22 protein-coding genes are annotated in these 25,303 nt (G+C 72.5%); 14 read left to right on the top strand and 8 right to left on the bottom strand.

Going from position 1 to position 25,303, the window contains the following annotated elements; all coding sequences use genetic code 11:
- Positions 1–107: 107 nt before the first annotated feature.
- From gcvP to DV20_RS24035, 3 genes are all read left to right on the top strand, one after another.
- Positions 108–2,984 (top strand): aminomethyl-transferring glycine dehydrogenase, encoded by a 2,877-nt coding sequence (gene gcvP / locus DV20_RS24025; RefSeq protein ID WP_043783984.1) that lies wholly within the window; start codon positions 108–110, stop codon positions 2,982–2,984.
- 74 nt (positions 2,985–3,058) lie between these two features.
- Positions 3,059–3,994, top strand: a complete 936-nt coding sequence (locus DV20_RS24030) for an NAD-dependent epimerase/dehydratase family protein (protein ID WP_043783986.1) — start codon at positions 3,059–3,061, stop codon at positions 3,992–3,994.
- On the top strand, positions 3,991–6,165 hold the full coding sequence (locus tag DV20_RS24035) for a glycosyltransferase family 2 protein (RefSeq protein WP_043783988.1): 2,175 nt from the start codon (positions 3,991–3,993) through the stop codon (positions 6,163–6,165). Before DV20_RS24030 ends, DV20_RS24035 begins: the two co-directional genes overlap by 4 nt.
- On the opposite strand, the gene DV20_RS24040 is transcribed toward DV20_RS24035, so the two are convergent.
- On the bottom strand, positions 6,095–6,592 hold the full coding sequence (locus DV20_RS24040; RefSeq protein WP_043783990.1) for a GtrA family protein: 498 nt from the start codon (positions 6,590–6,592) through the stop codon (positions 6,095–6,097). The two genes, DV20_RS24035 and DV20_RS24040, sit on opposite strands and share 71 nt — an antisense overlap.
- Before the next feature lie 139 nt (positions 6,593–6,731).
- On the opposite strand from DV20_RS24040, the gene DV20_RS24045 reads away from it, so the two are divergent.
- Entirely contained in the window at positions 6,732–7,886 is a 1,155-nt protein-coding gene (locus DV20_RS24045; protein ID WP_043783991.1) for an NAD-dependent epimerase/dehydratase family protein, read from the top strand.
- Positions 7,887–7,923: 37 nt separating this feature from the next.
- On the opposite strand, the gene DV20_RS24050 is transcribed toward DV20_RS24045, so the two are convergent.
- Entirely contained in the window at positions 7,924–8,283 is a 360-nt protein-coding gene (locus DV20_RS24050) for a nuclear transport factor 2 family protein (RefSeq protein WP_043783993.1), read from the bottom strand.
- Between the two features lie 170 nt (positions 8,284–8,453).
- On the opposite strand from DV20_RS24050, the gene DV20_RS24055 reads away from it, so the two are divergent.
- A complete protein-coding gene (locus DV20_RS24055; RefSeq protein WP_043784212.1) occupies positions 8,454–9,248 on the top strand; it encodes a helix-turn-helix domain-containing protein in 795 nt (264 codons plus the stop codon).
- 40 nt (positions 9,249–9,288) lie between these two features.
- Positions 9,289–10,068: an aldo/keto reductase gene (locus DV20_RS24060; RefSeq protein ID WP_043783994.1), complete on the top strand. Its 780-nt coding sequence runs from the start codon at positions 9,289–9,291 to the stop codon at positions 10,066–10,068.
- Between the two features lie 35 nt (positions 10,069–10,103).
- Here DV20_RS24060 and DV20_RS24065 read toward each other — a convergent pair whose 3' ends face one another.
- From DV20_RS24065 to DV20_RS24085, 5 genes are all read right to left on the bottom strand, one after another.
- On the bottom strand, positions 10,104–11,783 hold the full coding sequence (locus DV20_RS24065; protein ID WP_043783997.1) for a hypothetical protein: 1,680 nt from the start codon (positions 11,781–11,783) through the stop codon (positions 10,104–10,106).
- Between the two features lie 116 nt (positions 11,784–11,899).
- Positions 11,900–12,781: a hypothetical protein gene (locus DV20_RS24070; protein ID WP_043783998.1), complete on the bottom strand. Its 882-nt coding sequence runs from the start codon at positions 12,779–12,781 to the stop codon at positions 11,900–11,902.
- Positions 12,778–13,821, bottom strand: coding sequence for a hemolysin family protein (locus tag DV20_RS24075; RefSeq protein ID WP_043784000.1), 1,044 nt, complete (start codon positions 13,819–13,821; stop codon positions 12,778–12,780). Before DV20_RS24075 ends, DV20_RS24070 begins: the two co-directional genes overlap by 4 nt.
- A complete protein-coding gene (locus DV20_RS24080; protein ID WP_043784002.1) occupies positions 13,818–15,179 on the bottom strand; it encodes a hemolysin family protein in 1,362 nt (453 codons plus the stop codon). The genes DV20_RS24075 and DV20_RS24080 overlap by 4 nt, the downstream gene beginning before the upstream one ends.
- Positions 15,180–15,378: 199 nt before the next feature.
- On the bottom strand, positions 15,379–15,960 hold the full coding sequence (locus tag DV20_RS24085) for a TetR/AcrR family transcriptional regulator (protein WP_043784004.1): 582 nt from the start codon (positions 15,958–15,960) through the stop codon (positions 15,379–15,381).
- Between the two features lie 183 nt (positions 15,961–16,143).
- On the opposite strand from DV20_RS24085, the gene DV20_RS24090 reads away from it, so the two are divergent.
- The 5 genes from DV20_RS24090 (at position 16,144) to pip (ending at position 20,344) form a co-directional block, all read left to right on the top strand.
- A complete protein-coding gene (locus tag DV20_RS24090; RefSeq protein ID WP_043784006.1) occupies positions 16,144–16,539 on the top strand; it encodes a hypothetical protein in 396 nt (131 codons plus the stop codon).
- A gap of 47 nt (positions 16,540–16,586) precedes the next feature.
- A complete protein-coding gene (locus tag DV20_RS24095; protein ID WP_235190933.1) occupies positions 16,587–17,192 on the top strand; it encodes a DUF3558 domain-containing protein in 606 nt (201 codons plus the stop codon).
- A gap of 3 nt (positions 17,193–17,195) precedes the next feature.
- Positions 17,196–18,563 (top strand): WXG100 family type VII secretion target, encoded by a 1,368-nt coding sequence (locus tag DV20_RS24100; RefSeq protein ID WP_043784010.1) that lies wholly within the window; start codon positions 17,196–17,198, stop codon positions 18,561–18,563.
- A gap of 25 nt (positions 18,564–18,588) precedes the next feature.
- A complete protein-coding gene (locus tag DV20_RS24105; RefSeq protein ID WP_043784011.1) occupies positions 18,589–19,317 on the top strand; it encodes an ESX secretion-associated protein EspG in 729 nt (242 codons plus the stop codon).
- A 79-nt stretch (positions 19,318–19,396) separates the two neighbouring features.
- Complete coding sequence (gene pip, locus DV20_RS24110; protein WP_043784013.1) at positions 19,397–20,344, top strand: prolyl aminopeptidase; 948 nt, start codon at positions 19,397–19,399, stop codon at positions 20,342–20,344.
- Here the strand turns inward: pip and DV20_RS24115 are convergent.
- Positions 20,334–21,527: a Glu/Leu/Phe/Val dehydrogenase dimerization domain-containing protein gene (locus tag DV20_RS24115; RefSeq protein ID WP_043784014.1), complete on the bottom strand. Its 1,194-nt coding sequence runs from the start codon at positions 21,525–21,527 to the stop codon at positions 20,334–20,336. The two genes, pip and DV20_RS24115, sit on opposite strands and share 11 nt — an antisense overlap.
- Before the next feature lie 119 nt (positions 21,528–21,646).
- Between DV20_RS24115 and DV20_RS24120 the strand changes: the two genes are divergently transcribed.
- From DV20_RS24120 to egtB, 3 genes are all read left to right on the top strand, one after another.
- Positions 21,647–22,573 (top strand): LysR family transcriptional regulator, encoded by a 927-nt coding sequence (locus DV20_RS24120; protein ID WP_043784015.1) that lies wholly within the window; start codon positions 21,647–21,649, stop codon positions 22,571–22,573.
- 131 nt (positions 22,574–22,704) lie between these two features.
- Positions 22,705–23,967 (top strand): glutamate-cysteine ligase family protein, encoded by a 1,263-nt coding sequence (locus DV20_RS24125; protein ID WP_043784213.1) that lies wholly within the window; start codon positions 22,705–22,707, stop codon positions 23,965–23,967.
- Positions 23,964–25,301 (top strand): ergothioneine biosynthesis protein EgtB, encoded by a 1,338-nt coding sequence (gene egtB / locus DV20_RS24130; RefSeq protein WP_043784016.1) that lies wholly within the window; start codon positions 23,964–23,966, stop codon positions 25,299–25,301. The genes DV20_RS24125 and egtB overlap by 4 nt, the downstream gene beginning before the upstream one ends.
- Positions 25,302–25,303: the final 2 nt, after the last annotated feature.

Consider the following 25,303-nt stretch of genomic DNA (forward strand, 5'->3'; position numbering starts at 1 on the left):
CCCCGCCCGGCGGGCTCCGCCCCCGGACCCCCGCCGTGGTCGCCTCTCGCCCGTCCGTTCGTCCTAGAGTCGGTTGAGACACGCCGCGCTGTCCCCAGGAGGCCATCGTGAATCCGTCACTCGCCTCCCTGGAACAGGGCATCCCGTTCGCCGACCGGCACATCGGGCCCAGTCCCGAAGAGCTCCGCCGCATCCTCGACGTCATCGGCGTCGCCTCCCTCGACGAACTCGCCGAGCGGGCCGTTCCCGGGTCGCTGCGAAAGTCCGCCGAGCCGCTCGAACTGCCGCCGGCCGCGAGTGAAGCCGAGGCCCTCGCCGAACTGCGCGCGCTGGCCGCGCGCAACCGGCCGACCGCCGCCATGATCGGGCTCGGCTACCACGACACCGTCACCCCGCCCGTCATCCGCCGCAACGTGCTCGAGAACCCGGCCTGGTACACCGCCTACACGCCCTACCAGCCCGAGATCTCCCAAGGGCGGCTCGAAGCGCTGCTCAACTTCCAAACCGTGGTCGCGGACCTGACCGGCCTCCCCGTCGCCAACGCCTCCCTGCTCGACGAGGCCACCGCCGCCGCCGAAGCCATGACCCTCGTCCGCCGGGCCGGGCGCGCGCGGTCGGCCCGGTTCGTCGTCGACCAGGACACCCTGCCGCAGACCCTCGCCGTGCTCCGGACCCGGGCCGAGCCGCTCGGCATCGAACTGGTCGTCGAGGACCTTTCCCAGGGACTGACCGGGCTCGGGCTCGGCGGCGACTTCTTCGGCGTGCTCCTGTCCTACCCGGGCGCGTCCGGCGCGGTCCGGGAACTCGACCTCACCATCGGCGAGGCCAAGAAGCACGGCGCCGCCGTGATCGTCGCCGCCGACCCCCTCGCCCTCACCCTGCTGCGGCCGCCGGGCGAGCTCGGCGCCGACGTCGCCGTCGGCTCGACGCAGCGGTTCGGCGTCCCGCTCGGCTTCGGCGGCCCGCACGCCGCGTACCTGGCGGTCCGGAACGGCCTGGAGCGGCAGCTGCCCGGCCGGCTGGTCGGCGTCTCGAAGGACGCCGACGGCACGCCCGCGTACCGCCTGGCCCTGCAGACGCGCGAACAGCACATCCGCCGGGAGAAGGCGACCTCGAACATCTGCACCGCCCAGGTCCTGCTCGCGGTGATGGCGTCGATGTACGCGGTGTACCACGGACCCGAGGGACTGCGGGCGATCGCGCTGCGGGCCCACCGGATGGCCACCGTGCTGGCCGCCGGCCTCGCCGAGGGCGGCGTCGACGTCGTGCACGGCGAATTCTTCGACACGGTCGCCGCCGTCGTGCCCGGCCGGGCGGACGCCGTCGTCGCGGCCGCCCGGGAACTCGGCATCTCGCTGCGCCGGATCGACGCCGACCACGTCGGCATCGCCTGCGACGAGACGACCACCCGCGAGCGGCTTTCCCGCGTGTGGAAGGCGTTCGGCGTCTCGGTGTCCGATGTGGACGGGCTCGACGCCGACACCGCGGACGCGCTCCCGGCGCCCCTGCGGCGCACCAGCGAGTACCTCACGCACCCGGTGTTCCACGCGCACCGCTCGGAAACCGCGATGCTGCGCTACCTGCGGCGGCTGGCGGACTCCGACGTCGCACTGGACCGCGGCATGATCCCGCTGGGCTCGTGCACCATGAAGCTCAACGCCGCCGCCGAGATGGAGCCGGTCACCTGGCCGGAGTTCGCCGGCCTGCACCCGTTCGCACCGGCCGAGGACGCCGCCGGGCTCCTGGACGTCGCCGCCGACCTGAGCGCCTGGCTCGCCCGGATCACCGGCTACGACGCGGTTTCCCTGCAGCCCAACGCCGGCAGCCAGGGCGAGTTCGCCGGCCTGCTCGCCATCCGCGCCTACCACCGCTCCCGCGGTGAGCACGCGCGCGACGTCTGCCTGGTCCCGGCCAGCGCGCACGGCACGAACGCGGCCAGCGCGGTGATGGCGGGCATGCGCGTGGTCGTCGTCCGCTGCTCCGACGAGGGCGACATCGACCTGGCCCACCTACGGTCCACAGTGGACGCTCACCGGGCGGATCTCGCCGCGATCATGCTCACGTACCCGTCGACGCACGGCGTCTACGAAGACACCGTCGGCGAAGTGTGCGCGGTGGTGCACGACGCCGGCGGGCAGGTGTACGTCGACGGCGCCAACCTGAACGCAATGATCGGCGTCGCCCAGTACGGCCGGTTCGGCGCCGACGTCTCGCACCTCAACCTGCACAAGACGTTCTGCGTCCCGCACGGCGGCGGCGGACCCGGTGCCGGCCCGATCGGGGTCCGCGCGCACCTGGCGCCCTTCCTGCCGAACCACCCGCTGCAGCCCGCGGCCGGCCCGGCCACCGGCGTCGGCCCGGTCAGCGCGGCGCCGTGGGGAAGCGCGTCGATCCTGCCGATTTCCTGGGCCTACGTCCGGATGATGGGCGCCGACGGCCTCCGCCGGGCGACGCTCGTCGCGGTGGCCAACGCGAACTACGTCGCCCGCCGCCTCGCCGGCCACTACCCGGTGCTGTACGCCGGCCGCGATGGCTTGGTCGCGCACGAATGCCTCCTCGACCTGCGGCCGCTGACGAAGGCCACCGGCGTCACGGTCGACGACGTCGCGAAACGCCTGGCGGACTACGGGCTGCACGCCCCCACGATGTCGTTCCCGGTCGCGGGCACGCTGATGGTGGAGCCGACGGAAAGCGAAAACCTCGCCGAACTCGACCGCTTCTGCGCGGCGATGATCGCGATCCGGGCCGAAATCGACCGCGTGGCGACGGGGGAGTGGCCGCTCGAGGACTCACCGCTGCGGCAGGCACCGCACACCGCCCGGTGCGTCGCCGGCGACTGGAACCGGCCGTACAGCCGCGAAACGGCGGTGTTCCCGGCGGGGACGGCGGCGGCGAAGATCTGGCCGCCGGTCCGCCGCGTCGACGGCGCGGCGGGCGACCGGAACCTGGTCTGCTCGTGCCCGCCCCCGGAGGCGTTCGCCTGACGGCCGGCCCCGCCGGTGCGGGCACACTGCGGGCACACTGCGGGCGCACAGGAACGGCGGGTAGGTTGACGGCCATGGCGAATGGGCACGGTCCTGATCGGACGTCCGTGGTCGTGACCGGCGGCAGCGGCTTCATCGGCCGGGCCGTCGTGCGCGCCCTCCGGGACCGGGACGTCCCGGTCACCGTCGTGGACCGGGTCCCGTTCCCCGAAGACCTCGACGGCGTGCGCGTGGTCCTCGGCAACCTCCGCGACGCGGGCGTCCGGGAGCAGGCCGTGACCCGTGAGACGGCCGGCGTCGTGCACCTCGCCGGGCTGACGTCGGTGCTGAAGTCGGTCGAGCTGCCCGAGGACACCTTCGCCGACAACGTCCTGGTCACCCAGGAACTGCTGGAGCTCGCGCGCCGTCACGAGGTGCCGAGGTTCCTGTTCGCCTCGACCAACGCGGTGATCGGCAACGTCGGCGGCGCCACCATCACCCCGGACCTGCCGCCGCGCCCGCTGACGCCCTACGGCGCCACCAAGGCCGCGTGCGAAATGCTGCTGTCGGGCTACGCCGGGGCGTACGGCATGACGACGTGTGCGTTGCGGTTCACCAACGTCTACGGCCCGGGAATGTCCCACAAGGACAGTTTCGTGCCGCGGATGATGCGGGCCGCGCTGACCGGCACCGGGGTCAAGGTCTACGGCGACGGCCGCCAGCGCCGCGACCTCGTCCACCTCGACGACGTCGTGCGGGCGGTGTTGTCGGCCCTCGGCAGCGGCTACTCCGGCCGCGCGATCGTCGGCGCCGGGCGCTCGGTGTCCGTGCTGGAGATGATCGAGGCCGTGCGCGAGGTGACCGGTGCCGAGCTGCCGGTCGAGCACGTCGAGGCCCCCGCCGGCGAAATGCCCGCGGTCGTCGTCGACGTCTCGGCGAGCGCGGAGACCATCGGCTACCGGCCGGAGGTCTCGCTCACCGACGGCCTGGCCACGGTGTGGAAGTACTTCTCCGGCCTCAAGCCGTCGTGACGGCGTTCCTCCGCCGCCACTGGCCGCTGCTCCTGCTCCTCGTCCCGGCGATCGTCCTGCGGGTGCTGACCTGGCTGGCCTACCGCCCGGCCCTGCTGTTCATCGACTCGTTCCGCTACCTCGACAACCTGCACGCCCTGCGCGCCGACCAGCTCGACCCGATCGGCTACGACCTCGTCCTGCGGCCGCTGCTGGCGGTCGGCGGGCTCGCCTGGGTGGCGGCCGTGCAGCACGCCGGCGGGATCCTCGTCGCGATCGGCGTCTACGGGCTGGTCCTGCGCCTCGGCGGCCGTCCGTGGGTGGGCGCGCTCGCCGCGGCGCCCGTGCTGCTCGACGCCTACCAGCTGCAGATCGAGCAGAACATCATGTCCGAGGTGACGTTCGAGGCCGTGCTCCTCGGGCTCCTCTGGCTCCTGCTCGGCCGGGGCGCGCCCGGCTGGAAACGCGCCGGCGCGGCGGGCCTGCTGCTCGGCTTCGGCGTGCTGACCCGGCTGATCGGGATCTCACTGGCGGTTCCGCTGCTGGTCTTCCTCGTCGCCGCCGGAGGAGCGTGGCGGCACCGGGCGGGCTGGCTCCGGGCCGGTGCCGGGTTGCTCGGCCTGCTCGCCGTCCTCGTGCCGTATGCGGCGCGCGTGCACTCCGAGACCGGCAAGTGGGGACTGACCGGCCCGTCCGGGAACATGCTCTACGGCCGGACCGCCGCCGTCGCCGACTGCGCGAACCTCCACCTCGACCCGGTGCTGCGGGTGTTCTGCCCGGCCGAGCCGCGCGAGACCCGGCTCGTCGACAACTACACCCACGCCGACCTCGACCCGAACTGGCCGGGCCCGCTGCCGCCCGGCGCGGACAAAGCCGCCCTGGCCCACGAGTTCGCGATCGACGTCCTGAAGGAGCAACCCGCCGACGTCGCCCGAGCGATCCTGGACGACTTCGCCAAGAGCTTCGCCTGGACGCGCGAGCAGGACCCGGCCGACGTCCCCCTGGACCGGTGGCAGTTCCAGCCGAGCTACCCGCAGTGGGCCGACCAGTCGCTGATCGACCTGGTCACGCTGCAGAACGACGGCGTCGTCGCGAGCGTCGACCAGCCCTTGGCCCGGATCCTCCGCGACTACCAGCTCGGCGGCGGGTACGTCGCGGGCGCGGTGCTCGGCCTCGGCGCAGTGCTGGGTCTGCTGACGGTGTTCCGGCGCCGGAAACCCCTCGACCGGGCCCGGGCGGGGGCGCTGCTCGCGGCGTCCGGCGGGCTCCTGCTGCTGTTCGCCTCGGCGGTGTTCCAGTTCTCGTGGCGCTACCAGATCCCGGCGCTCGTGCTGCTGCCCGTCGCCGGGGCGCTCGGTTTCACGACCCTGACGTCGGCGAGCCGGAAGCGGCTCGCCGCGTTCCCCGACGACGTCGACTCCGGCGCCCTCGACGACTTCCGCGGCCGCCACCCGGAGCTGGAGCTGGCCCCGCTGACCGTCGTCATCGCCGCCTACAACGAAGCCGGCGGCATCGGCGAAGTGCTGGAGAAGATGCCGGACGAGTGCCTCGGCATGCGGGTGGACGTCCTCGTCGTCGTCGACGGCGGCACCGACGACACGGCCGCGATCGCCGAAGCCCACGGCGCGTACGTGTGCGTCGCGCCCCGCAACCGCGGGCAGGGTGCCGCGCTGCGGCTGGGCTACCACCTGGCGGCGGAAGGCGGCGCCGAGTACGTCGTGACGACCGACGCCGACGGCCAGTACGACAACAGCGAGCTCGAAGCCCTGGTCCGCCCGGTCGCCGACGGCACCGCGGACTTCGTCACCGGGTCCCGGCGGCTCGGGCACGAGGAGGCCGACAGCCGCGTCCGGTGGCTCGGCGTGCGGGTGTTCGCGGGGCTGGCGTCGGTGCTGACCGGGCGCCGGATCACCGACACGTCGTTCGGCTTCCGGGCCATGCGGGCGGAACTGGCCTGCTCGGTCCCGCTGCACGAGCCGCAGTACCAGTCTTCGGAGCTGCTGCTCGGTGTCACCGCGCGCGGCGCCCGTGTCGTCGAGCTGCCGATGAGCATGCGGCTGCGCAAGGCGGGCAAGAGCAAGAAGGGCGGCAGCCTGGTCTACGGCGCCAACTACGCCCGCGTCATGACCGGGACGTGGTGGCGGGGGTACGTGCTGCGCCGCGGCCGAACACGAGCCGGTCGAGCAGGGTGAACTTGACGACGAACACCACCGCGTAACTGGCGGTGTACGCGAAGTCGACGAGCACGACCCACCAGAGGTGCGGCAGCCGCAGCGGAGCCAGGAGGGAGCCCGCGAGGGTCGTCAGGCCGATCGAGGCCAGCCCGCCGAGCCCGATCACCGCGAGGTAGGGCAGCAGTTCCCGGCGGACGCGCGGCCGTCCGGTGCGGCCCCACACCCAGCGTCGCGTGACCAGGAAGTTCAGCACCGCGCCGGCCGCCCAGGCCAGCGTGCCGGCCAGGGCCGCGGCCCCGCCGGTGGCGAGGACCAGCAGCAGGACGACCTGGCTGAGGACCGTGGCCGCGACGGACGTCGTCGCGGCGCGGGCCAGGCGGGCCCAGCCGCGGCGGCGGGTCTTCTCCGTCATGCGGGGCCGCACGCCGTTGGTTACGGTCGTCATGCCCCCATCCTCCCCGCGGGCCGGCCGCGCCGCCGTCCGGCCCCCTCACGCATAGGAGATTCACAGGTCATTGCCAGCTCTTCATCAGCACGTGATCTATAGCGTTCGTGTGGCGTAAACGAGCAGGAAAGGCGGCACAATGCGGGTGCTGGTTCTCGGCGGTGACGGATATCTGGGCTGGCCGACCGCGCTGCACTTGTCGGACAGGGGCCACGAGGTGGCCGTTCTCGACAATTTCGCGCGGCGGGGGTACGACGCCGAACTGGGGGTCGAGAGCCTGGTGCCGATCGCCTCGCTGGCGGACCGGATCGCGACCTGGCGGGAGGTCTCCGGCCGGACGATCACCAGCTACGAAGGCGACCTCCTCGACGCGGAGTTCCTGTTCGCGGCGGTGCGTGACTTCGCGCCGGACGCCGTCGTCCACTACGCCGAGCAGCGGTCGGCGCCGTATTCCATGATCGACCGCGAACACGCGGTGTACACCCAGCACAACAACGTGGTGGGGACGCTGAACGTGCTGTACGCGATCGCGGAGGTCGACCCGGCGATCCACCTGGTCAAACTCGGCACGATGGGCGAATACGGCACGCCGAACATCGACATCGAAGAAGGCTGGCTCGAGCTCGAGCACAACGGCCGCAAAGACCGCGTGCTGTTCCCGAAACGGCCGGGTTCGTTCTACCACCTGACGAAGGTCCACGATTCGCACAACATCGAATTCACCTGCCGCGCGTGGGGCCTGCGCGCGACGGACCTCAACCAGGGCGTGGTGTACGGCCAGCAGACCCCGCAGACGGCGCTGGACCCCCGGCTGGCGACCCGCTTCGACTACGACGCGGTCTTCGGCACGGTGCTCAACCGGTTCGTCATCCAGGCGGTGCTGGGCCAGCCGCTGACGGTGTACGGCAAGGGCACGCAGACCCGCGGCCTGATCGACATCCGCGACACCGTGGAGTGCATCCGCCTGGCCGTCGAGCACCCGGCCGAGCCGGGGGAGTTCCGGGTGTTCAACCAGATGACCGAGAGCCTGTCGGTGGCGGGCATCGCCGAGCTGGTGGCCGACCGGTTCCCCGGCCCGGTGCAGATCGAGCAGCTGGAGAACCCGCGCACCGAGGCGCCGGAGCACTACTACAACGTCAAGCACACCGGCCTGGTCGGACTGGGGCTGGAGCCGCACCTGCTGTCGGACACGCTGATCGAGTCGATGTTCGACATCGTGGGCGCCAACAAGCACCGGGTGAACCCGGAGAAGCTGCGCCCGACCGTCCGCTGGCGGGGCGCGCTGAAGAGCTGACCGCCGTGGGGGCTCCCGGGCGGGAGCCCCCACGGTTTCAGCCGGGCAGCTTGTCGAGGAAGCCGTGCACCTTGGCGATCTTCCCGTCTTCGAGTTCGACGACGTCGAACCCGATGGCGACCGGCTCGGCCCCGGGCGTGCCGAGGTACCACTGGAACCGGGCGAGGTCGTGGTGGGCGTCGGGGCCGGCGGGCAGGCTGAAGGTGAGCCCGCCGAACTGCTGCTGGGCCCCGGCGACGAACTGGTCGATCCCGTCGTGCCCGGTGACGGCGCCGAGCGGGTCCGTGTAGCCGGCGTTTTCGGTGAAGACGTCGGCGATGCGGGCCCGGCGCTTGACGGCATCGGTCTCGTTCCAGACGGCGATGTACTGCTCGACGATCGTGCGGACGTCGGTCATGAGGGGCTCCTTCCGGTTGGGGGACAACGGGTTCCGCCGTCCCTGCGCTGAGCCCCACCCTGGCGGCCCGGCGGCGGCGCGTCGATTACGCGAGAGGTAATGCGCCGGCATTACCCGCGAAGTAATGGCAGCCACCCCGTGATCGCCGTAGCGTCAGCCGCGTGACGACCATGGTGCAGGCGCGGCAGCGGCCCGTCGGGGAGCTGCTGCGCGAATGGCGCGACCGGCGCCGGATCAGCCAGCTCGACCTGGCCATCTCGGCGGACATCTCCACCCGCCACCTGAGTTTCGTGGAAACCGGCCGTTCCAAGCCGAGCCGGGACATGGTGCTGCGCCTCGGCGAACACCTCGACGTCCCGCTGCGGGAACGCAACCGGCTGCTGCTCGCCGCCGGGTACGCCCCCGCCTACACCGAGAACGCGCTGGGGGATCCCGGGATGGACGCCGTCCGCCAGGCCGTGCGCCAGCTGCTCGCGGGCCACGAGCCGTACCCGGCCGCCGTCGTCGACCGCAACTGGGACCTCGTCGACGCCAACGCCGCCGTCGGCCTCTTCGTCGCCGGGATACCGGCTGAGCTGACCACCAACGTCCTGCGCGCCACCCTGCACCCCGACGGCATGGCCCCGCACATCCTCAACCTGGGGGAGTGGCGGGCCCACCTGCTCGGCCGGCTGCGGCGCCAGGTCACCCAGACCGCCGACGCCGGCCTCTCCGAGCTCCTGGACGAGCTGCGCGAGTACCCGTGCGACCAGCCGGTGCCCGAGGTGGAGGTCCCGGGACCGGGTGACATCTTCGTGCCGCTGAAGTTCCGGCACGAGGGCACCGACCTCACGTTCTTCAGCACGGTGGCCACGTTCGGCACCCCGCTGGACGTCACCGTGGCGGAGCTGGTGATCGAGTCGTTCTTCCCGGCCGGCCCGGCGACGGCGGCGTATCTGCGCGAGTGGGCCGCCCGGGTGGGATGATGGGGGTCCGCGCAGCATCCGAAGTGAGGATCACCGGTTGATGGCCGTCCCGCCTTCGCTCGCCCTGTCCGTCGGAGTCCGCATCCCCCAGCTGCTGTTCGGCGTCGCCGGCCTGTCCCCGGCCGAAACCGGCCGGGCCGTCCGCATCGCCCTCGACACCGGTTACCGCGGCGTCGACGCCACCCCCGGCACCGAGACGGCGGTGGGCGCGGTGCTCGCCGCGGCCGAGGTGCCCCGCGAGGAGCTCTTCGTCAGCGTGCACGTGCCCGCGCAGGGCTACGACACCGCCCGCCGGGCCGCCGACCAGGCGCTCGAAGCGCTCCAGCTCGAGCAGGTCGACCTGTGCCTGCTGGACGGCACGAAAGGCGCCTTCACCGACACCTGGCGCGCACTGGGCCGGCTGCGCGCCGACGGCCGCGCCCGCGCGATCGGCGTCGCCGGTTTCGGCGTCTCCGAGCTGCGCCGGCTGATCGACGCGACCGGCTCGGTGCCCGCGATCAACCAGGTCGAGCTGCACCCGTGGCTCCAGCAGCTGCCGCTGCGCGAGTTCCACGACGAGCACGGCATCGTGACGGCCGCGGCCAGCCCGGCGGCGAACGCCGCGCTGCTGTCGGACGAGACGGTCACCGCGCTCGCCGCCAAGTACGGCAAGACGCCGGCCCAGATCGTGCTGCGCTGGCACCTGCAGACCGGCACGGTCGCGGTGGCGGCTTCGGCCACCACGACCCGGATCCGCGAGCACTACGGCATCTTCGACTTCGAGCTGGCCGACGACGACCTGGCCGTGGTGGCCGAGCTCGACAACGGCACGCGTGTCTGAGGCCGGGGCCCGTACGGAAGACGGGTCACTCGCGCCTAGGTGGACTTGATGCCCGCCGCGGCGAAGTCGGCTTGCTGGGCGGGCTGCTCCAGGTACTCGCGGAAGGTCTGGGCGGCGCGCAGCGCGGTGTCGTCGATGCCCGGGCCGGCGAGCCCGATGAACGGGTAGTCCGCCGAGCGGGCGTTCGCCACCGACTGGGCGGGCGAGCCGATCATCTCGGGCTTCTTGGTGGTCAGCTCGCTGACCCAGTACGTCGACTCGGGCAGCCACGCGGCCGGGAGCCCGCCGATGGCGTCCATGTTGGCCCGCCCGACCAGCGCGTCGAGCACCTGCGCGGACGGCTTGGCTTCGATCATCACGTGCACGCACTGGCCGTGGACGACGGTGGCGGCCTGGTTCCACCGGTCGGCCGCGGCGGCGACGGGCTTCTGCGCACTCGGCGTGACCACGACCCGCATGTGCGTGGTACCGCCGTCGCAGCTGGCGGCCTGGGCCTCGGCGCGGCTGTTGAGCTCGTTGTCGGCCCAGTTCCAGCCGACGATGCCGAGCCCGATGAGGACGGCGAGCACCAGACAGGCGATCGGCCAGGTGGCGATCCGGCGGCGGGGGGCCTTCTTGCCGACGATGCGGTGCGAACCGGTGACGTCGCTCTTGCCCACGATGCGGTGCGAGCCGGTGCCTTCGCTGCGGGCGGTCCGGCTCGGCCCGGTGCTGTCGGCGCGGCCGGCGCGCTGCGGACCGGTGGTGTCGCCGCGCTCGGCGCGGCCTGCGGCCCGCGTGGCGCTGTCGTCGGGGGCGGGCGGCTCGCCGAGGGTGACGTCGTCGTCCTGCCGGGTGATGATCTCGGTCCGCTCGGCGGCGGATTCGGGGTGCTCGGCGGCCTTGCGGCGCGACCGGCGGCCGGTGGTGGTTCCGGCCGGGCCCGCGACGGGATGGGCACCGGAGGCTTCGGCCCGGCGGGCGGCACGGCGGGAGACGGGCGCTTCGACGCGGTCCGGGGCCGGGCTGTCGCCGCCCTCGCGGCGGGAGCGGGTGGTGGTCTCGGCGGTGACGGGGTACGCGCCGGAGGCCTCCCCGCGCTGCGGGGAGAGGATCGTGGTGGCTTCGGTGCTCGTGACGGGGTAGGCGCCGGAGGCTTCACCGCGGCGCGGGGCGCGGGTCACGGTGGACTCACCCCGGCCCGCGACCGGGTACGGCCCGGAACCCTCGTCCCGGCCTCCGACGGGGTACGCCCCGGTGGCCTCGTCCCGGCTCGCGGCCGGGTGCGCCCCGGAAGTCTCGTCCCGGCCCGCGGCCGGGTACGCCCCGGAAGCCTCGTCCCGGCTCGCGGCCGGGTAAGGCCCGGAAGCTTCGCCGCGGCGCGTGACCGGGTAGGCCCCGGAGGCCTCGCCGCGGCGCGTGACCGGGGGCGCCGCCGGAGCTTCGCCTCGCCGTGCCGCCGGGTACGCCCCCGAGGCTTCGCCGCGCCGGGCGGCCGGCTGCGCTGCGCCCTTCTCGGGCGCGAAGCCGGGCGCCTCCGCCCCTTCCGTGAAGAAAACCGAACCGGACGGACGTGCGGCGGAACCGCGGCCCGCGATGCCGAAGGCGTCGGAGATGGAGCTGCGCCCCGGGGTGCGGAAAGCGCCGGAGGCCTCGCTGCGGCCCTCGGCGGGAGCGCGCGGCGTGCGGTCCTGAGGGTGCGGCACCGGCTCCTCGTCCCGGTAGTGTCGCCCCATCCGTCATCCTTTCGGGGTGAGCGCATGCCAAGCACGCGCTGCTATGCAATCAAACCGTTATCACCCTAACAGGTGAGTATCGGTGAGAGAATAATCTGACTCACAGTGGGCTGTGCTCAGGGTGCTGCGCTGACCAGGCGATGGCAATGCGCAATCAGGCGATGACGCAGAGGCGTCGCCCGGCGGGCGAACTCCCCTTGGGCCCTGGCGTACTCGGCCCGCCCGGCCGGCGTCTCGATCCGCACCGGCGGGTAGCCCAGCTCCGCCAGGTCGTACGGGCTGGCCCGCATGTCGAGCGTCCGGATCTCGACCGCCAGCTCGAAACAGTCCGCCACCAGCTCCGCGGGGACGAACGGGTCGAGCTTGTACGCCCATTTGAACAGGTCCATGTTCGCGTGCAGGCATCCGGGCTGCTCGAGTGCGACCTGCGTCTCCCTGGACGGCGTCAGCTCGTTCAACGGCCGCGCCGGCTCCGTGAAGAAGCGGAAGGCGTCGAAGTGCCCGCAGCGGATGTCGAGGGACTCCACCACGGCGTCGGTGCCCGCCGACCCCAGCCGCAGCGGCACCTGGTTGTGTCGCACCGAATCCGCCGGCTCGCGGTAGACCATCGCCCACTCGTGCAACCCGAAGCAGCTCAGCCGGGGCGCGCGCGACGCCGTCGCGGTGAGCAGGCCGAGGACGAACTCGGCCGTCCGCACCTTGCCCGCGCCGAACCCGGCCGGGTCGAGCAGCACGCCCTCAGGCGTCGAGACGTAGCCCTTGCGGTCCAGGAAGCGCCGCGCCGCGGGCCCGGCGAGGGCGACGCCGGGCCCGGGCTGCCACCGCTCGAGGTGGGACGGCCGGTACGAGTAGTACGTGAACAGGAAGTCCAGCACCGGGTGCTTCTCACCGCGCGATCGCCGCTCCTGGTGCGGGCCGGTCCACCGGCGCATCCGCGAGACGTGCCGCTCCTCACGGGCCAGCCAGTCCGGCTCGGAGAGCACCTCGACGGCGGTCATGCGCCCACGTGGGTGCCGTCCCGCACCGTGCCCACGTACTCCTCGACCAGGTCTTCCAGCGCGACGACGCCGACGGCGTTCCCGTTCGCGTCCAGCGCCCGCGCGAGGTGGCTGCGTTCCTTGCGCATGGCCGACAGGGCGACGTCGAGCCGGGCGTCGGCCCGCAGTTCGGTCAGCGCGCGGGTCTTCGAGGCGGGCACGGTCGTCTTCGGGTCCTGCCCGGCCAGGTCGAGGATGTCCTTGACGTGGATGTAGCCGGTCAGCCGCCCGTCGTCGGTGCACACCGGGAAGCGCGAGAACCCGGTGGACGACACGGCCCGTTCGACCTCGCCGACCGTCGGCCCACAGGGGAGCGTGGTCAGCTCCGCGGTGGGCACCAGCACGTCGGCGACCGTCTTCTGCACCGACGAGAGCGTCTGGGCCAGCCGCTGGTGCTCGGACTGGTCGAGCAGGCCTTCGCGGCGCGACTCGCTGAGCAGTTCCGCCAGCTCGTCGGACGTGTAAGCCGTCTCCAGCTCGTCCTTCGGCTCGACGCGGACCGCGCGCAGCAGCGAGTTGGCCACGAAGTTCAGCAGCCAGATGAACGGGTTGGCCAGCTTCACCCAGGCGACGTGCGCCGGCACCAGCCACAGCGCCAGCCGCTCGGGCTCGGCGATGGCGAGGTTCTTCGGCACCATTTCGCCGATCAGCACGTGGGCCACGGTGATGAACGCCAGCGCGATGGCGAACGAAATGGGGTGGAGCAACGCCTCGGGCAGGCCCAGCACGTCGAACGCGGCCGACAGCCGGTGGGCGATGGCGGGCTCGCCGAGCCGGCCGAGCAGCAGCGAGCAGATGGTGATGCCCAGCTGCGCGCCGGCGAGCATCAGCGACACGTGCTTGCTCGCGTTGATGACGATCTTCGCGCGCGTCTTGCCCTGCTCCAGCAGCGCCTCGAGCCTGTCGCGCCGCGAGGAGATCAGCGTGAACTCCGCGCCGACGAAGAAGGCGTTGAACAGCAGCAGGACCACGACCAGGGCGATGTTCAGCCAGTCGTTCACGACGCCACCTCCGCTTCCGAGGCCGGTTCCGTGGCCGCTTCCGTGACCGTGCGGACCGGGGCGACCTCGACCTCGGCGATCCGGTGCTTGTCCATCACCGTCACGGTGAGCAGCCAGCCGTCGACCTCGGTGGCGTCCCCCTCGGCGGGGATCTTGCCCAGCCGCTCGAGGATCAGCCCGGCGATGGTTTCGTAGTCGCCGTCGGGCATCCGGAACCCGGTGACGCCGGTGACCTCGTCGGCGCGCAGCTGCCCGGACACGAGCCAGCTGTCCGCGCCGACCTGCTGCGAAGCGGGTGCTTCGCGCTCGTCGTGCTCGTCGCGGACGTCGCCGATGATCTCCTCGACGACGTCCTCCAGGGTCACCAGCCCGGCCGTGCCGCCGTACTCGTCGACGACGATGGCGAGCTGGAAGCGGGAGTCGCGCAACCGCAGCAGGAGGTCGTCGCCGGGCAGGGACTCGGGCACGGTCGGCACCGGCCGCATGACCGAGCCGATCGGCACCGCGGCGCGGTCGGCGGCGGGTACGGCGAAGGCCTGCTTGACGTGCACGGCGCCGCGGACGTCGTCGAGGTCCTCGGCGTGCACCGGGAACCGCGAGAACCCGGTGCGGCGCGAAATCTCGATGAGGTCTTCCACGGTGTCGTCGACGGCGAGCGATTCGAGCTGCACGCGAGGGGTCATCAGCTCTTCCGCGGTGCGCTCGCCGAACCGCAGCGAGCGGTCGAGCAGCTCGGCGGTGGACGTGTCGAGCGTGCCGCTTTCGGCGCTGGACCGCACGATCGAGCCCAGTTCCTGCGGCGAGCGCGCGGACCGCAGCTCCTCCTGCGGCTCGACGCCGAACTTGCGCACGAGGAAGTTCGCGCTGTTGTTCATCAGCGTGATGAGCCAGCGGAACAGCGAGGAGAACCGCGAGTGGTAGCCGGCGACGGCGCGCGCGGTCGGCAGCGGCCGGGCGATCGCCAGGTTCTTCGGGACCATCTCGCCGAGGATCATCGACAGCGAGGTGGCCAGGACCAGGGCGAGCACGATCGACGCGCCCCCGGCGAACCCGGCCGGCAGCCCGACGGCGGTGAGCAGCGGCCGGACGAGCTCGCCGATCAGCGGCTCGGCCAGGTACCCGGTGACCAGCGTGGTCAGGGTGATGGCGACCTGGGCGCCGGAGAGCTGGAACGACAGCGTCCGGTGCGCCTTTTGGACGGTCAGCGCGCGGCGGTCGCCGACCTGGCGGACGTTGGCTTCGACGGTGCTGCGCTCGAGCGCGGTCAGCGAGAACTCGGCCGCGACGGCGAGCCCGGTGCCGATCGTCAGCAGCACGAAGAGGAGGACGCCGAAGACGGCGAAGAGGACTTGGATCATTCCGCACTCGCCTGGTCGGCGGGGGATGAACCTATCGGACAGCCGGGTCGGTCACCCGGCCCGGTACTGTCACCGGGTGACTGCGCTGCGCGCACGAAACGGTCACTCCTAGCGGTAAATCGGCGTGTACTGCGGTTATGCGGACCAGCTTAACGTGTCCGGGTCGTCCTCGGCTGCTGCGACCGGTGTGTCGGTGCGCTCACCCGCGGCTCGGGCGGTGCCGCCGCACGGTTTCTTCGACGAGGTCGAGCACCGGGCCGAGGCCCGCGGCGGGCAGGCCCATGGCGAGGTGCGAGACGAGTCCCTCGAGGACCAGCTCCAGGAACGCGGTGAGGACGTCGACGTCGACGTCGTCCCGCAGGTTCCCGGCCTCGCGCTGGCGCAGCAGCCGCAGCCGGGTGGCGGTGGTGAGCTGCTCGGACCGTTCGGCCCACCGGCCACGGAACTCCGGGTCGGTGCGCAGCCGCCGGGACACTTCCAGGCGCGTCCCGAGCCAGTCGGCCGGGTGATCGCCCCCGGCCAGCAGGTCCCGCATGACCTGCACAAGCCCCTGTTCGGCGACGACGTCGGCCATCCGGAGGGCATCGTCCTCGGCGAGGGCGAGGAAGAGCGACTCCTTGTCGCGGAAGTGGTGGAAGATGGCCCCGCGCGAGAGACCGGTGGCTTCCTCGAGGCGCCGGACTGTGGCACCTTCGTAGCCGTAGCGCGCGAAGCACACGCGCGAGCCGTCGAGGATCTGGCGCCGGCGTGCGTCGAGGTGATCCTGGCTTACGCGTGGCATCCTGAAATCCTGGCACCGACTCCCGGGGTATTGCAATCCGTACGTACGTACTGTGACCCGGAGTGCCGGGAACCGATCGCTCCGCCCGGCCGTCCGAACGTTGCGTGTTTCGCTGACACGAAGTGAGACGGTTGGCTAAGGTTTGCCCCATCACGGTGGGTGAACCGAGGGGAAGGTGCGGTCGTGATCATCGGTGAGGCAGGAGCAGCGGCGAGGGCGCTCTGGGGCGACGTCTTCGACAACCCCGGCCGGGTCTACGGCGGCGGGGGCAAGGGCGGCCAGTTCAAAATGGACCCCGAAGAGCTCTCCGCGGTGATCAGGCAGTGGGAGGACCTGATCGACAAGATCGTCGACGACGGGCAGAAGATCCGCGAGCTGGCTGCACTGAGCACCGTGGCGCCCGGTAAGGACCCGGCCAGCGGGAATTTCGCCTCGACCAGCTCCGATTCGATCATCGCCCTGCTCAACCAGAACGACTCCATGCGCAAGTACGCGCAGGACTACATCAAGAAACTCAAAGCAGCGCAGTCGAAGACCGTGGTCACCGACCAGGACCTGTCCGACACCTTCAAGGCATAGGCGAGCCGAACTTGTTCCGAAGCAAACTGGGTGTCCTGGTGATCCTCGTGACCGTGTCGGCAGGGCTCGCGGCCGCGTGCACCACGACGACCGGAGGCACGGCGTCGCCGTCGACGGCGGGATCGTCGTCGGCGACCGGCTCGCCGTCGGCGGATCCCGAAGTCCCGAAAGTCTCCGCCCCACTGGACGCGAGCAAGTACGTCGCCGACACGTGCGCGCTGGTGCCGAAGGACGTTCTGGCGTCGCTGGGGATGCCCGAGACGGGCACCTTCCAGCCGAAGGGCGACACGTTGTTCACCAAGGCGGGGCCGAACTGTGCCTGGAAGATCCGTGGCCAGGGCACCGGCGTGCTGGTGTCACTGGGCACCGGGAGCCGGGACGCGGGATCCGGTGGCCTCGCGGGTCTCTACGCCGCCTACCGGGCGAAGACCCTGATCCGCTTCCTCGAACACGCCCCGGATGTCGACGGTTACCCGGCCGTCTACTGGGGACCGCTGGACGAACGGCGGATGGGATCCTGCGGGATCGGGGTGGGCATCGCCGACGACCTCACGTTCGACGTGTACGCGCAGGGTTACCAGGGAGCCGACGACTCTTGCGGGGCGGCCAACCAGGTGGCGGCGAGCGTGATCAAGACACTCAAGGGGGCATGACGAGTGGACGGCAAGCAGATCTACGACAACTTCAGACAGGGCGACACCTCCGGGCTGCAGCAGATGGCGCAGACCGTGCAGGAGCTGTCCGACGCCTACATGGAGCGAGGTGCGAGCATCAAGGCGCTCCAGGCGCGCATGGTGGAATCGTGGAGCGGTGACGCTGCGGACGCTGCAAACGCGGGCGCGGGACCGATGGAACGGGCGTTCCACGACAGCTCGGCGCCGCTGGACGTGACCTCCGCGTCCGTCAAGACACAGGCCGCCGTCTTCGAAGACTCCAGCAACAGCGTCGTCGAGGTGCCGCCGAAGCCCGACAAGCCGAACCCCTGGACCACCGGCCTGAAAGCCGCCATTCCCATCGCCGGGCCGTTCATGGCCAAGGACGACATCGACAACTACCAGGAAGGCATGGCGCGGTACAACGCGGCGAACGAAACCAACGTCCGCGTGATGGACCAGTACAGCAACGCCACCGACAGCACCCGGGCCGCGCTGCCCACTGACTACGGTGTTCTCGAATCCGACGGTGCCGCCATCGCCGTCGAGACTCCGGGCACCCCCGGGCGTGTCGAGCCCACCGACCGGAACCGGTGGTACCCGGAGAACGGCGGCGGCGACCCGGGCAGCGACGACCGCACCTCGACCACCGGCTTCGATCCCGGCCAGACCGGTGGGGGAGACAAACCCGGCGGAACGGGCGGGACCGGGGGCACGGGAGGCACCGGCGGGACCGGAGGCACCGGCGGCACGGGAGGAACAGGTGGCACCGGCGGAACCGGCGGCACCGGCGGCGACGACACCACCAACACCACCGGCTCCGGCCGTCCGACCGGCACCGGCCGCCCCACCCTGCCCACCAGGCCCGGGCAAACCACCGACCAGCCCGGGAGGACGCCGCCGGATGCCGGGGGGATCGACTTCTACCCGGCCGGCGGGGGTGGCGGGCAGAACTTCTCGAACACCTACGACCCGAACTCCAGCACCGGCGGGCGCGGCCCGACCAGCGGCAACGCCGGCAGCCGGCTCCTGGACCCGACGGGCCGAGGCGGCAGCGGAACCGGCACGGGGACCGGAACCGGCACCGGCACCGGGGCGGGGACCGGCAGCAACCCCGGCGAACGCGGCCTCGGCAGCGGTCGCGGCTCCGGCATGGGCAGCCTCGGCAACGCCGCCGCCGCGGAAGCGGCCGCCGCTCGGTCGGCCGGCGGGCGGGGCGGGCAGCCGATGGGGCCGATGGGTCCCGGTGGCCGCCGCGGGGAAGGCGAAGAAGACGATGAGCACCAGCGGCCGGACTACCTGATCGAAGCGGACCCGGACGCGATCTTCGGCACCGACCAGCGGACCAGTCCGCCGGTCATCGGCGAATAGGCGGGTGGACGTGGCAACAGGCCGGGTGGACCTTCCGGTCGAGGCGCTGGCCGCGCTGGCCGACCGTGAACAGGTCGGCCAGCTGCACCTCACCCTGCGTCCGGAGCCGCTGTGGCTCTCGGACGAAGAGCGCGAGGAAGCCGACAAGCGGGTCGACGCCGCGCTCGCCGAGGCCGGGCTGGTCGACGTCCGCGGCCGGGCCAGCGTCGACTTCCTCGACTGGCTGCCGCTGCTGGTCAGCCCGGCGCGGGAGTGCTACGGCTGGGTCGGCACCGGCGGCCAGACCTACGGCGTGCTCGCCGCCGCGAAGGGCCTCCAAGCGGTCTTGGCCGTCTCCGACGGGAGCCACGTCGGCGTGCAGGAAATCGACCGGAACCGGCTCGCCGAGTCCCTCGTCGAGCAGCTGCCGCCGGTCGGGCCCGGCGGGGGGCGGCTGCGCACCGTCCGGGTGGCGGACCTGACCGAGGCGGCCCGCCGCGGGCAGTCCGCCTACCCGCTCGACCCGGCCGTCGCCGACGTCGTCAGCCTCGTGCAGCGGCCGGTCTCGGGCAGCGGAGAGCTCTACGTCGGCCGTCGTGACGACGTCGGCCGCCACACCTGCCTGCAGCAGCCGCTGCACTACGCCGACACCGACTGGGGCCGCTACCTCAGCTACACGTCCGGCTCGGGCGACGACGCCGTCATCCACATCGGGCCGGCGGGCCCGCAGGAGCTGGCCGACACGCTCGCCGAGCTGGCCGGCACCCTGGCCTGAAGCCGAAAAACCGTGCGCGAGGGGAGCGCTCGCGGCTAATGTGACAGCGCTGTTGCATTCCCGGTGGAAGGACGCGGTGATGGTGTACCCCGAGATCGAGCCGTACGAGCACGGCATGCTCGACGTCGGCGACGGCCACGAGATCTACTGGGAGACCTGCGGAAACCCCGCCGGTAAACCCGCGCTCGTCGTGCACGGCGGCCCCGGCTCCGGCTGCTCGGCGAACCTCCGCCGCTTCTTCGACCCGGCGCGCTACCGGATCGTCCTGGCCGACCAGCGCGGCTGCGGGCGCAGCACCCCGCACGCCGGCGCCCCGGTCGCCGACCTGTCCGCCAACACCACCGATCACCTGATCGCCGACTTCGAACTGCTCCGGACCCGCCTCGGCATCGGGAAGTGGTTGCTGTTCGGCGGTTCCTGGGGCTCGGTGCTCAGCCTGACCTACGCGCTGCGCCACCCCGGCCGGGTCGGCGAAATCGTGCTGATGGGCCTCGCGACCGACCGCTTCATCGAGGTCGAGATGCTCATCCGCGGCCTCGGCGCGTACTTCCCCGAAGACTTCGCCAGATTCCGCGAGGGCGTGCCGGAAAGCGAGCGCGACGGCGACCTCTCGGCGGCCTACCACCGGCTGCTGATGGACCCGGACCCCGCCGTCCACCACCGAGCCGCGAAGGACTGGTGCGCCTGGGAAGACGCGATGCTGCCGGGCGTGCCGCCGCACGACGTCTTCGAGGATCCGGCGTACCGGCTCTGCTTCGCCCGGCTCGTCACGCACTACTTCAGCAACCGCGCGTTCCTCCCCGACGGCGAGATCCTGCGCCGGGCCGGCGAGCTCGCGGGCATCCCGGCGGTGCTGGTGCAGGGCGTCCTGGACACGAACAACCTCGTCGGCACCCCGTGGCTGCTGCACCACGCCTGGCCGGGCAGCGAACTGGTGCTGCTGGACGACGTCGGGCACACCGTGTCGGCCGCGTCGATGCAGGACGTCCTGATCGGCGCGACCGACCGGTTCGCGCTCAGGGGATGAGCAGCCCCGGCTCGCCTTCCGGGGCGAGCGCGGCTTCGGCGCGCCGGGCCCGGTTGGCTTCGGCCAGCCGCAGCCCGGTGCGGCGCAGCGGCAGCCGGTCCAGGTTCCACTCCGCCAGCAGCAGGGCGATCTTCGCCCGCATTTCCGTGCGCAGCCGCAGGAACGAGTCGGCCGGGTCCGCGCCGACCTCGCCCAGCAGCAGCCACCACGCCCACGCCGCCGCGCCCGCGTTGGCGACGAAGTCGGGCACCACCGCGACCCCGCGGGCCGACAGCGCGGCCTCCGCCTCCGGGGTCGTCGCCGCGTTGGCCGCCTCGACGACCACCTTGGCCTTCACGACGCTCTCGTTGTCCGGCCGCAGCGCGTAGGAGATCGCGGCCGGCACGAAGATGTCCGCGTCGACGCCGACGACCGTCTCGCGCGGCAGTGACCGGACCCCGGCGGGCAGCCGCGAGCGGTCGACCTCGCCGAAGCGGTCGCGCAGGTCGAGCAGCGCCGGGACGTCGAGGCCGGTGGGGTCGTACAGGGTCCCCGCGGCGTCGGCCACCGCGACCACCTTGACCCCGGCCTCGTGCAGGTACCAGGCCGCGCCCCCGCCCATGGTGCCGATGCCCTGGATGGCCACCGTCGTCTCGCGCACGTCCCAGTCCCACGCCGCCGCGACACCCAGGCACGCCTGCGCCACGCCGTAGCCGCCGACGACGTCGCCGAGCAGCAGCCCGCCGGGGACCGGGGCGTTGAGGCCCGCCTGCACCCGGCGCAGGGTGCGCGCCGGGTCGGCCGAACGGCGGATCGCCGCGTGGTACGACTGCTCCAGCCCGATCTCGGCGAACACGGAGTCGATCAGGTGCTGCGGGACGCCCAGGTCCTCGGCGGTCACCCAGTGCGCGTCCAGCCACGGCCGCAGGAACGCGCAGAAGCGCTTCAGCACGTCGAACGCGCGCGGGTCCTTGGGGTCGAAGTCGATGCCGCCCTTGGCCCCGCCGACCGGCAGGTTGAAGGTGGCGGTCTTGTCGGCCATGCCCCGCGCCAGGTCCTCGACCTCGGTCATCGTGCAGCCGGCCCGCATCCGGGTACCTCCGGTGGCGACGCCCGAGACCAGGCTGTGCACCACCAGGTAGCCGTTCGCGCCGGTGCCGGGATCGGTCCAGGTGAGCCGCATCAGCGGCGGGGCGGGGGTCATCGGGCCACTCACCTCCAGGGAAGTCCGGGGCGGCCACGTGGCCGCCGTCACGAGCGTGCGCCCCCGGTGACCCGCCCGTCCATTTAACGCTCCTGCACGATCTCGTTTAGGTTTTGTGTATGGAGCTTTCGCTGCACCGCTTGCGGATGCTGCGCGAGCTGCACCGCCGGGGCACCGTGACGGCGGCGGCCGCGGCACTGCACTACACCGCTTCGGCGGTGTCGCAGCAGCTGGCGCAGCTCGAGCGGGACGTGGGCGCGAAGCTGTTCGAACGGCTCGGCCGGCGCGTCCAGCTGACCGAGCTGGGCACCCTGCTCACCGAGCACGCCGAAGAGATCCTCGGCTCGGTCGAACGCGCCACGCACGCCTTGGAGGAGGCGCAGGAAGCCCGCACGGTCCGGCTGACCGCCGGCGTGTGGGCCTCGGTGGCCTCCGGCCTGCTGCCGACGGCGTTGACCGCGCTGGCCGGCGAGCACCCGGGCATCGAGGTGCGCACCCGCGAACTGGCCCCCGAAGACACCGCCGAGGCGGTCCGGGACGGCAGCCTCGACCTGTCGTTCGTGATCGACTACTCCGACGCGCCGACGCCGTGGGACGCCGGGCTCGAACGGGCCGTCGTCGCCGTGGAGCGGTTGCACGCGGCGGTGCCGCGAGGGGCGGTGCCGTCGGGGTCCGCGGCGCTGGACGACCTGGCCGAGCACCCGTGGATCCTGGCCGGTGCCAAGTCGCACTTCGGGCGGGCGATGCGCACGGCCTGCCGTCGGCACGGCTTCGCGCCGAAGATCAACCACGAGGTCGAAGAGCAGTCGACGGCGATGGCGATGGTCGGCGCCGGGCTGGGCATCACCCTCGTGTCCGACCTCGGCCTGCGCCTGCTGCGGCCGCCCGGGATCGACGTCGTTACGCTCACCACGCCGCTGCTGCGGACGGTGTCGATCGCCTACCGGCGCACCGCGTTCCGGCGGCCCGCGCTGCACCTGGTGATCGACGCCGTGCGGGCTTCCGCGGCCGAGCTCGGCCTCGGTACCGAACCGGCTTTGCCCTGATCAGGCCCTGATCAGGCACTTCTTACGGAGTGGTGACCGCCTCCCGCAGCGCAGGATCCGCCCTGATTTTGTCGTACCCCGCGTGTAGCGTCCGAAGGCGAGAAGTTCCTCCACACGGAACAGGAATGGACATGCAAGCGGTGCACGATTTCCCCGAGAAGTCGGGTAGTGCGTCGAACCGCACCGCGCGGGTCCTGGCGGACCGCGCGGCCGGCGAGGCGTACGTCGCATCGGTGTGTTTCAAGCACGGCCCGCCCCGCCTGACCGGCGTGGAGCTGGAGTTCACCGTGCACCATGCCGACGACCCGGCCAGACCCCTCGATCCCGACGTCCTCGCCACGGCGCTGGGTCCGCACACCCCGCGGACGCTCCGCCCCGGCAGCCCCGCCTCACCACTCCCGGCCGGCTCACCCGTGAGCCTCGAACCCGGGTGCCAGGTCGAGATCTCCGCCCTTCCCCAGGCCTCCCTGCGTGCTCTCGACGCAGCCGTCACGGCCGACCTCCACCACCTGCGCGAGCGGCTCGCCGCCCACGGCCTCGTCCTGGGCGAAACGGGCATCGACGCCCACCGGGCGCCGCGCCGGCTCCTGCACACCCCGCGGTACGCGGCCATGGAGCGCCGGTTCGCGCCGATCGGTCCCGGCGGCCTCACGATGATGTGCAGCACCGCCGGCCTGCAGGTCTGCGTCGACGCCGGGCAGCCCGAGCACCACGCCGCGCGGTGGGCGGCCGCGCACGCGATGGGCCCGCCGTTGCTCGCCCTCTTCGCCAATTCCCGGGTCCACGCCGGGCGGGACACGGGGCACGCCTCCGCCCGCTGGCTCGCCGTGCACGACACGGAGGCGGTGCGCACGCGCACTTCCGGCGTCGCGGACGACGACCCGGCCGGAGCGTGGGCCGAGCGCCTGATGGACGTCCCCCTGATGGTGCTGCCCCGCGGCGACCGGCCGTGGGACGCGCCGGAGGGGCTGACGTTCGCCGACTGGATCGACGGCCGGGGCGCGGCCGCCCTGCTGCCGAGGCCCACGGTGGCGGACCTCGACTACCACCTCACGACCATGTTCACGCCGGTCCGCCCGCAGGGGTACCTGGAGATCCGGTACCTCGACGCCCAACCCCCGGACGAGTGGCTGACCCCGGTGGCGCTGGTGTCCGCGCTGCTCGCCCGCCCGGCCACCGTCGACAAGGTGCGCGAGATCTGCGCACCGGTCGCCGACCGGTGGACCACGGCGGCGCGGCGCGGCCTGGCCGACCCGGAGCTGGCGGCCGTCGCGGCGGCCCTGGCCGACCTGGGCTGTGCCGAGCTGGGCACGACCGGGCTGGCGGAGGAGTCGATCACCGAGATCAGCGAGAGCGTGCTGGGGCGCGCGTACCGATCGAGGAGCGAAGCATGAGCACGGAAGCACTGGGCGAGCTGAGCGCGCAGGACCTGCGTGCCCGGGCCGCCGAAGCACTGACCCGGGCGCGGGCGCGCAGCGTGGCGCTGACCGACGCCGTGGACGACGAGGACCTGGTCCGCCAGCACTCGAAACTGATGTCGCCGCTGGTCTGGGACCTGGCGCACATCGGCGTGCAGGAGGAACTGTGGCTGGTCCGCGACGTCGGCGGCCGGGAGCCGCTGCGGCCGGAGATCGACGACGTCTACGACGCCTTCCAGCACGCCCGCGCCGACCGGCCGGAACTGCCGCTGCTCGGCCCGGCCGAGGCGCGCGCCTACGTCAAGCAGGTCCGCGAGAAGGCGTTCGACGTGCTCGAACGCGTGCCGCTGCGGGGCAGCAGGCTGACCGAGCAGGCGTTCGCGTTCGGCATGATCACCCAGCACGAGCAGCAGCACGACGAGACGATGCTGGCCACCCACCAGCTCCGCAAGGGCGACCCGGTGCTGCACGCGCCCGAGCCGCCGCCCGCGCGCTCCGGCACGCTGCCCGCCGAGGTGCTGGTGCCGGGGGGCGCGTTCACGATGGGCACGTCGGCCGAGCCGTGGGCCTTGGACAACGAGCGCCCGGCGCACGAGATCGCCGTCGACGCGTTCTGGATGGACACCGTGCCGGTGACGTGCGGCGCGTACGTCGAATTCCTCGACGGCGGCGGCTACGACGACGAGCGGTGGTGGAGCCCGGCCGGCTGGGCGTACCGGACCGAAAACGGCATCACCGCGCCACGGTTCTGGAAGCGGGAGCAGGACGGCTGGTGGCGGACCCGCTTCGGCGTCTACGAGCGGATCCCCGCCGACGAGCCGGTCGTGCACGTCTCGTACCACGAAGCCGAGGCGTACGCGGCCTGGGCCGGGCGGCGGCTGCCGACCGAAGCCGAGTGGGAGAAGGCGGCGCGGTTCGACCCGGCCACCGGCCGGTCGCGCCGGTTCCCCTGGGGCGACGAGGAACCGTCCGCCGAGCACGCCAACCTCGGCCAGCGGCACCTGCGCCCGGCACCGGCGGGGGCGTACCCGGCCGGCGCGTCGCCGACCGGGGTGCACCAGCTGATCGGCGACGTCTGGGAGTGGACGAGCACCGACTTCCACGGCTACCCGGGCTTCTCCGCCTTCCCGTACCGGGAGTACTCGGAGGTGTTCTTCGGCCCGGAGTACAAGGTGCTGCGCGGCGGTTCGTTCGGCACCGACTCGGCGGCGATCCGGGGCACGTTCCGCAACTGGGACTACCCGATCCGGCGGCAGATCTTCGCCGGCTTCCGCACCGCCCGCGACGCCGGCCCCGGCGAGGTGGGGTAGGC

It is taken from the genome of Amycolatopsis rifamycinica, from assembly GCF_000695625.1.
Taxonomy (GTDB): domain Bacteria; phylum Actinomycetota; class Actinomycetes; order Mycobacteriales; family Pseudonocardiaceae; genus Amycolatopsis; species Amycolatopsis rifamycinica.

Coding starts and splice junctions, on each gene's coding strand:
- DV20_RS24120 (WP_043784015.1), top strand. CDS start 21,647: ATGGAGCTTTCGCTGCACCGCTTGCGGATGCTGCGCGAGCTGCACCGC.
- DV20_RS24030 (WP_043783986.1), top strand. CDS start 3,059: ATGGCGAATGGGCACGGTCCTGATCGGACGTCCGTGGTCGTGACCGGC.
- DV20_RS24070 (WP_043783998.1), bottom strand. CDS start 12,781: ATGACCGCCGTCGAGGTGCTCTCCGAGCCGGACTGGCTGGCCCGTGAG.
- DV20_RS24125 (WP_043784213.1), top strand. CDS start 22,705: ATGCAAGCGGTGCACGATTTCCCCGAGAAGTCGGGTAGTGCGTCGAAC.
- DV20_RS24045 (WP_043783991.1), top strand. CDS start 6,732: ATGCGGGTGCTGGTTCTCGGCGGTGACGGATATCTGGGCTGGCCGACC.
- DV20_RS24115 (WP_043784014.1), bottom strand. CDS start 21,527: ATGACCCCCGCCCCGCCGCTGATGCGGCTCACCTGGACCGATCCCGGC.
- DV20_RS24040 (WP_043783990.1), bottom strand. CDS start 6,592: ATGACGACCGTAACCAACGGCGTGCGGCCCCGCATGACGGAGAAGACC.
- DV20_RS24065 (WP_043783997.1), bottom strand. CDS start 11,783: ATGGGGCGACACTACCGGGACGAGGAGCCGGTGCCGCACCCTCAGGAC.
- pip (WP_043784013.1), top strand. CDS start 19,397: ATGGTGTACCCCGAGATCGAGCCGTACGAGCACGGCATGCTCGACGTC.
- DV20_RS24060 (WP_043783994.1), top strand. CDS start 9,289: ATGGCCGTCCCGCCTTCGCTCGCCCTGTCCGTCGGAGTCCGCATCCCC.
- DV20_RS24050 (WP_043783993.1), bottom strand. CDS start 8,283: ATGACCGACGTCCGCACGATCGTCGAGCAGTACATCGCCGTCTGGAAC.
- egtB (WP_043784016.1), top strand. CDS start 23,964: ATGAGCACGGAAGCACTGGGCGAGCTGAGCGCGCAGGACCTGCGTGCC.
- DV20_RS24055 (WP_043784212.1), top strand. CDS start 8,454: ATGGTGCAGGCGCGGCAGCGGCCCGTCGGGGAGCTGCTGCGCGAATGG.
- DV20_RS24085 (WP_043784004.1), bottom strand. CDS start 15,960: ATGCCACGCGTAAGCCAGGATCACCTCGACGCACGCCGGCGCCAGATC.
- DV20_RS24080 (WP_043784002.1), bottom strand. CDS start 15,179: ATGATCCAAGTCCTCTTCGCCGTCTTCGGCGTCCTCCTCTTCGTGCTG.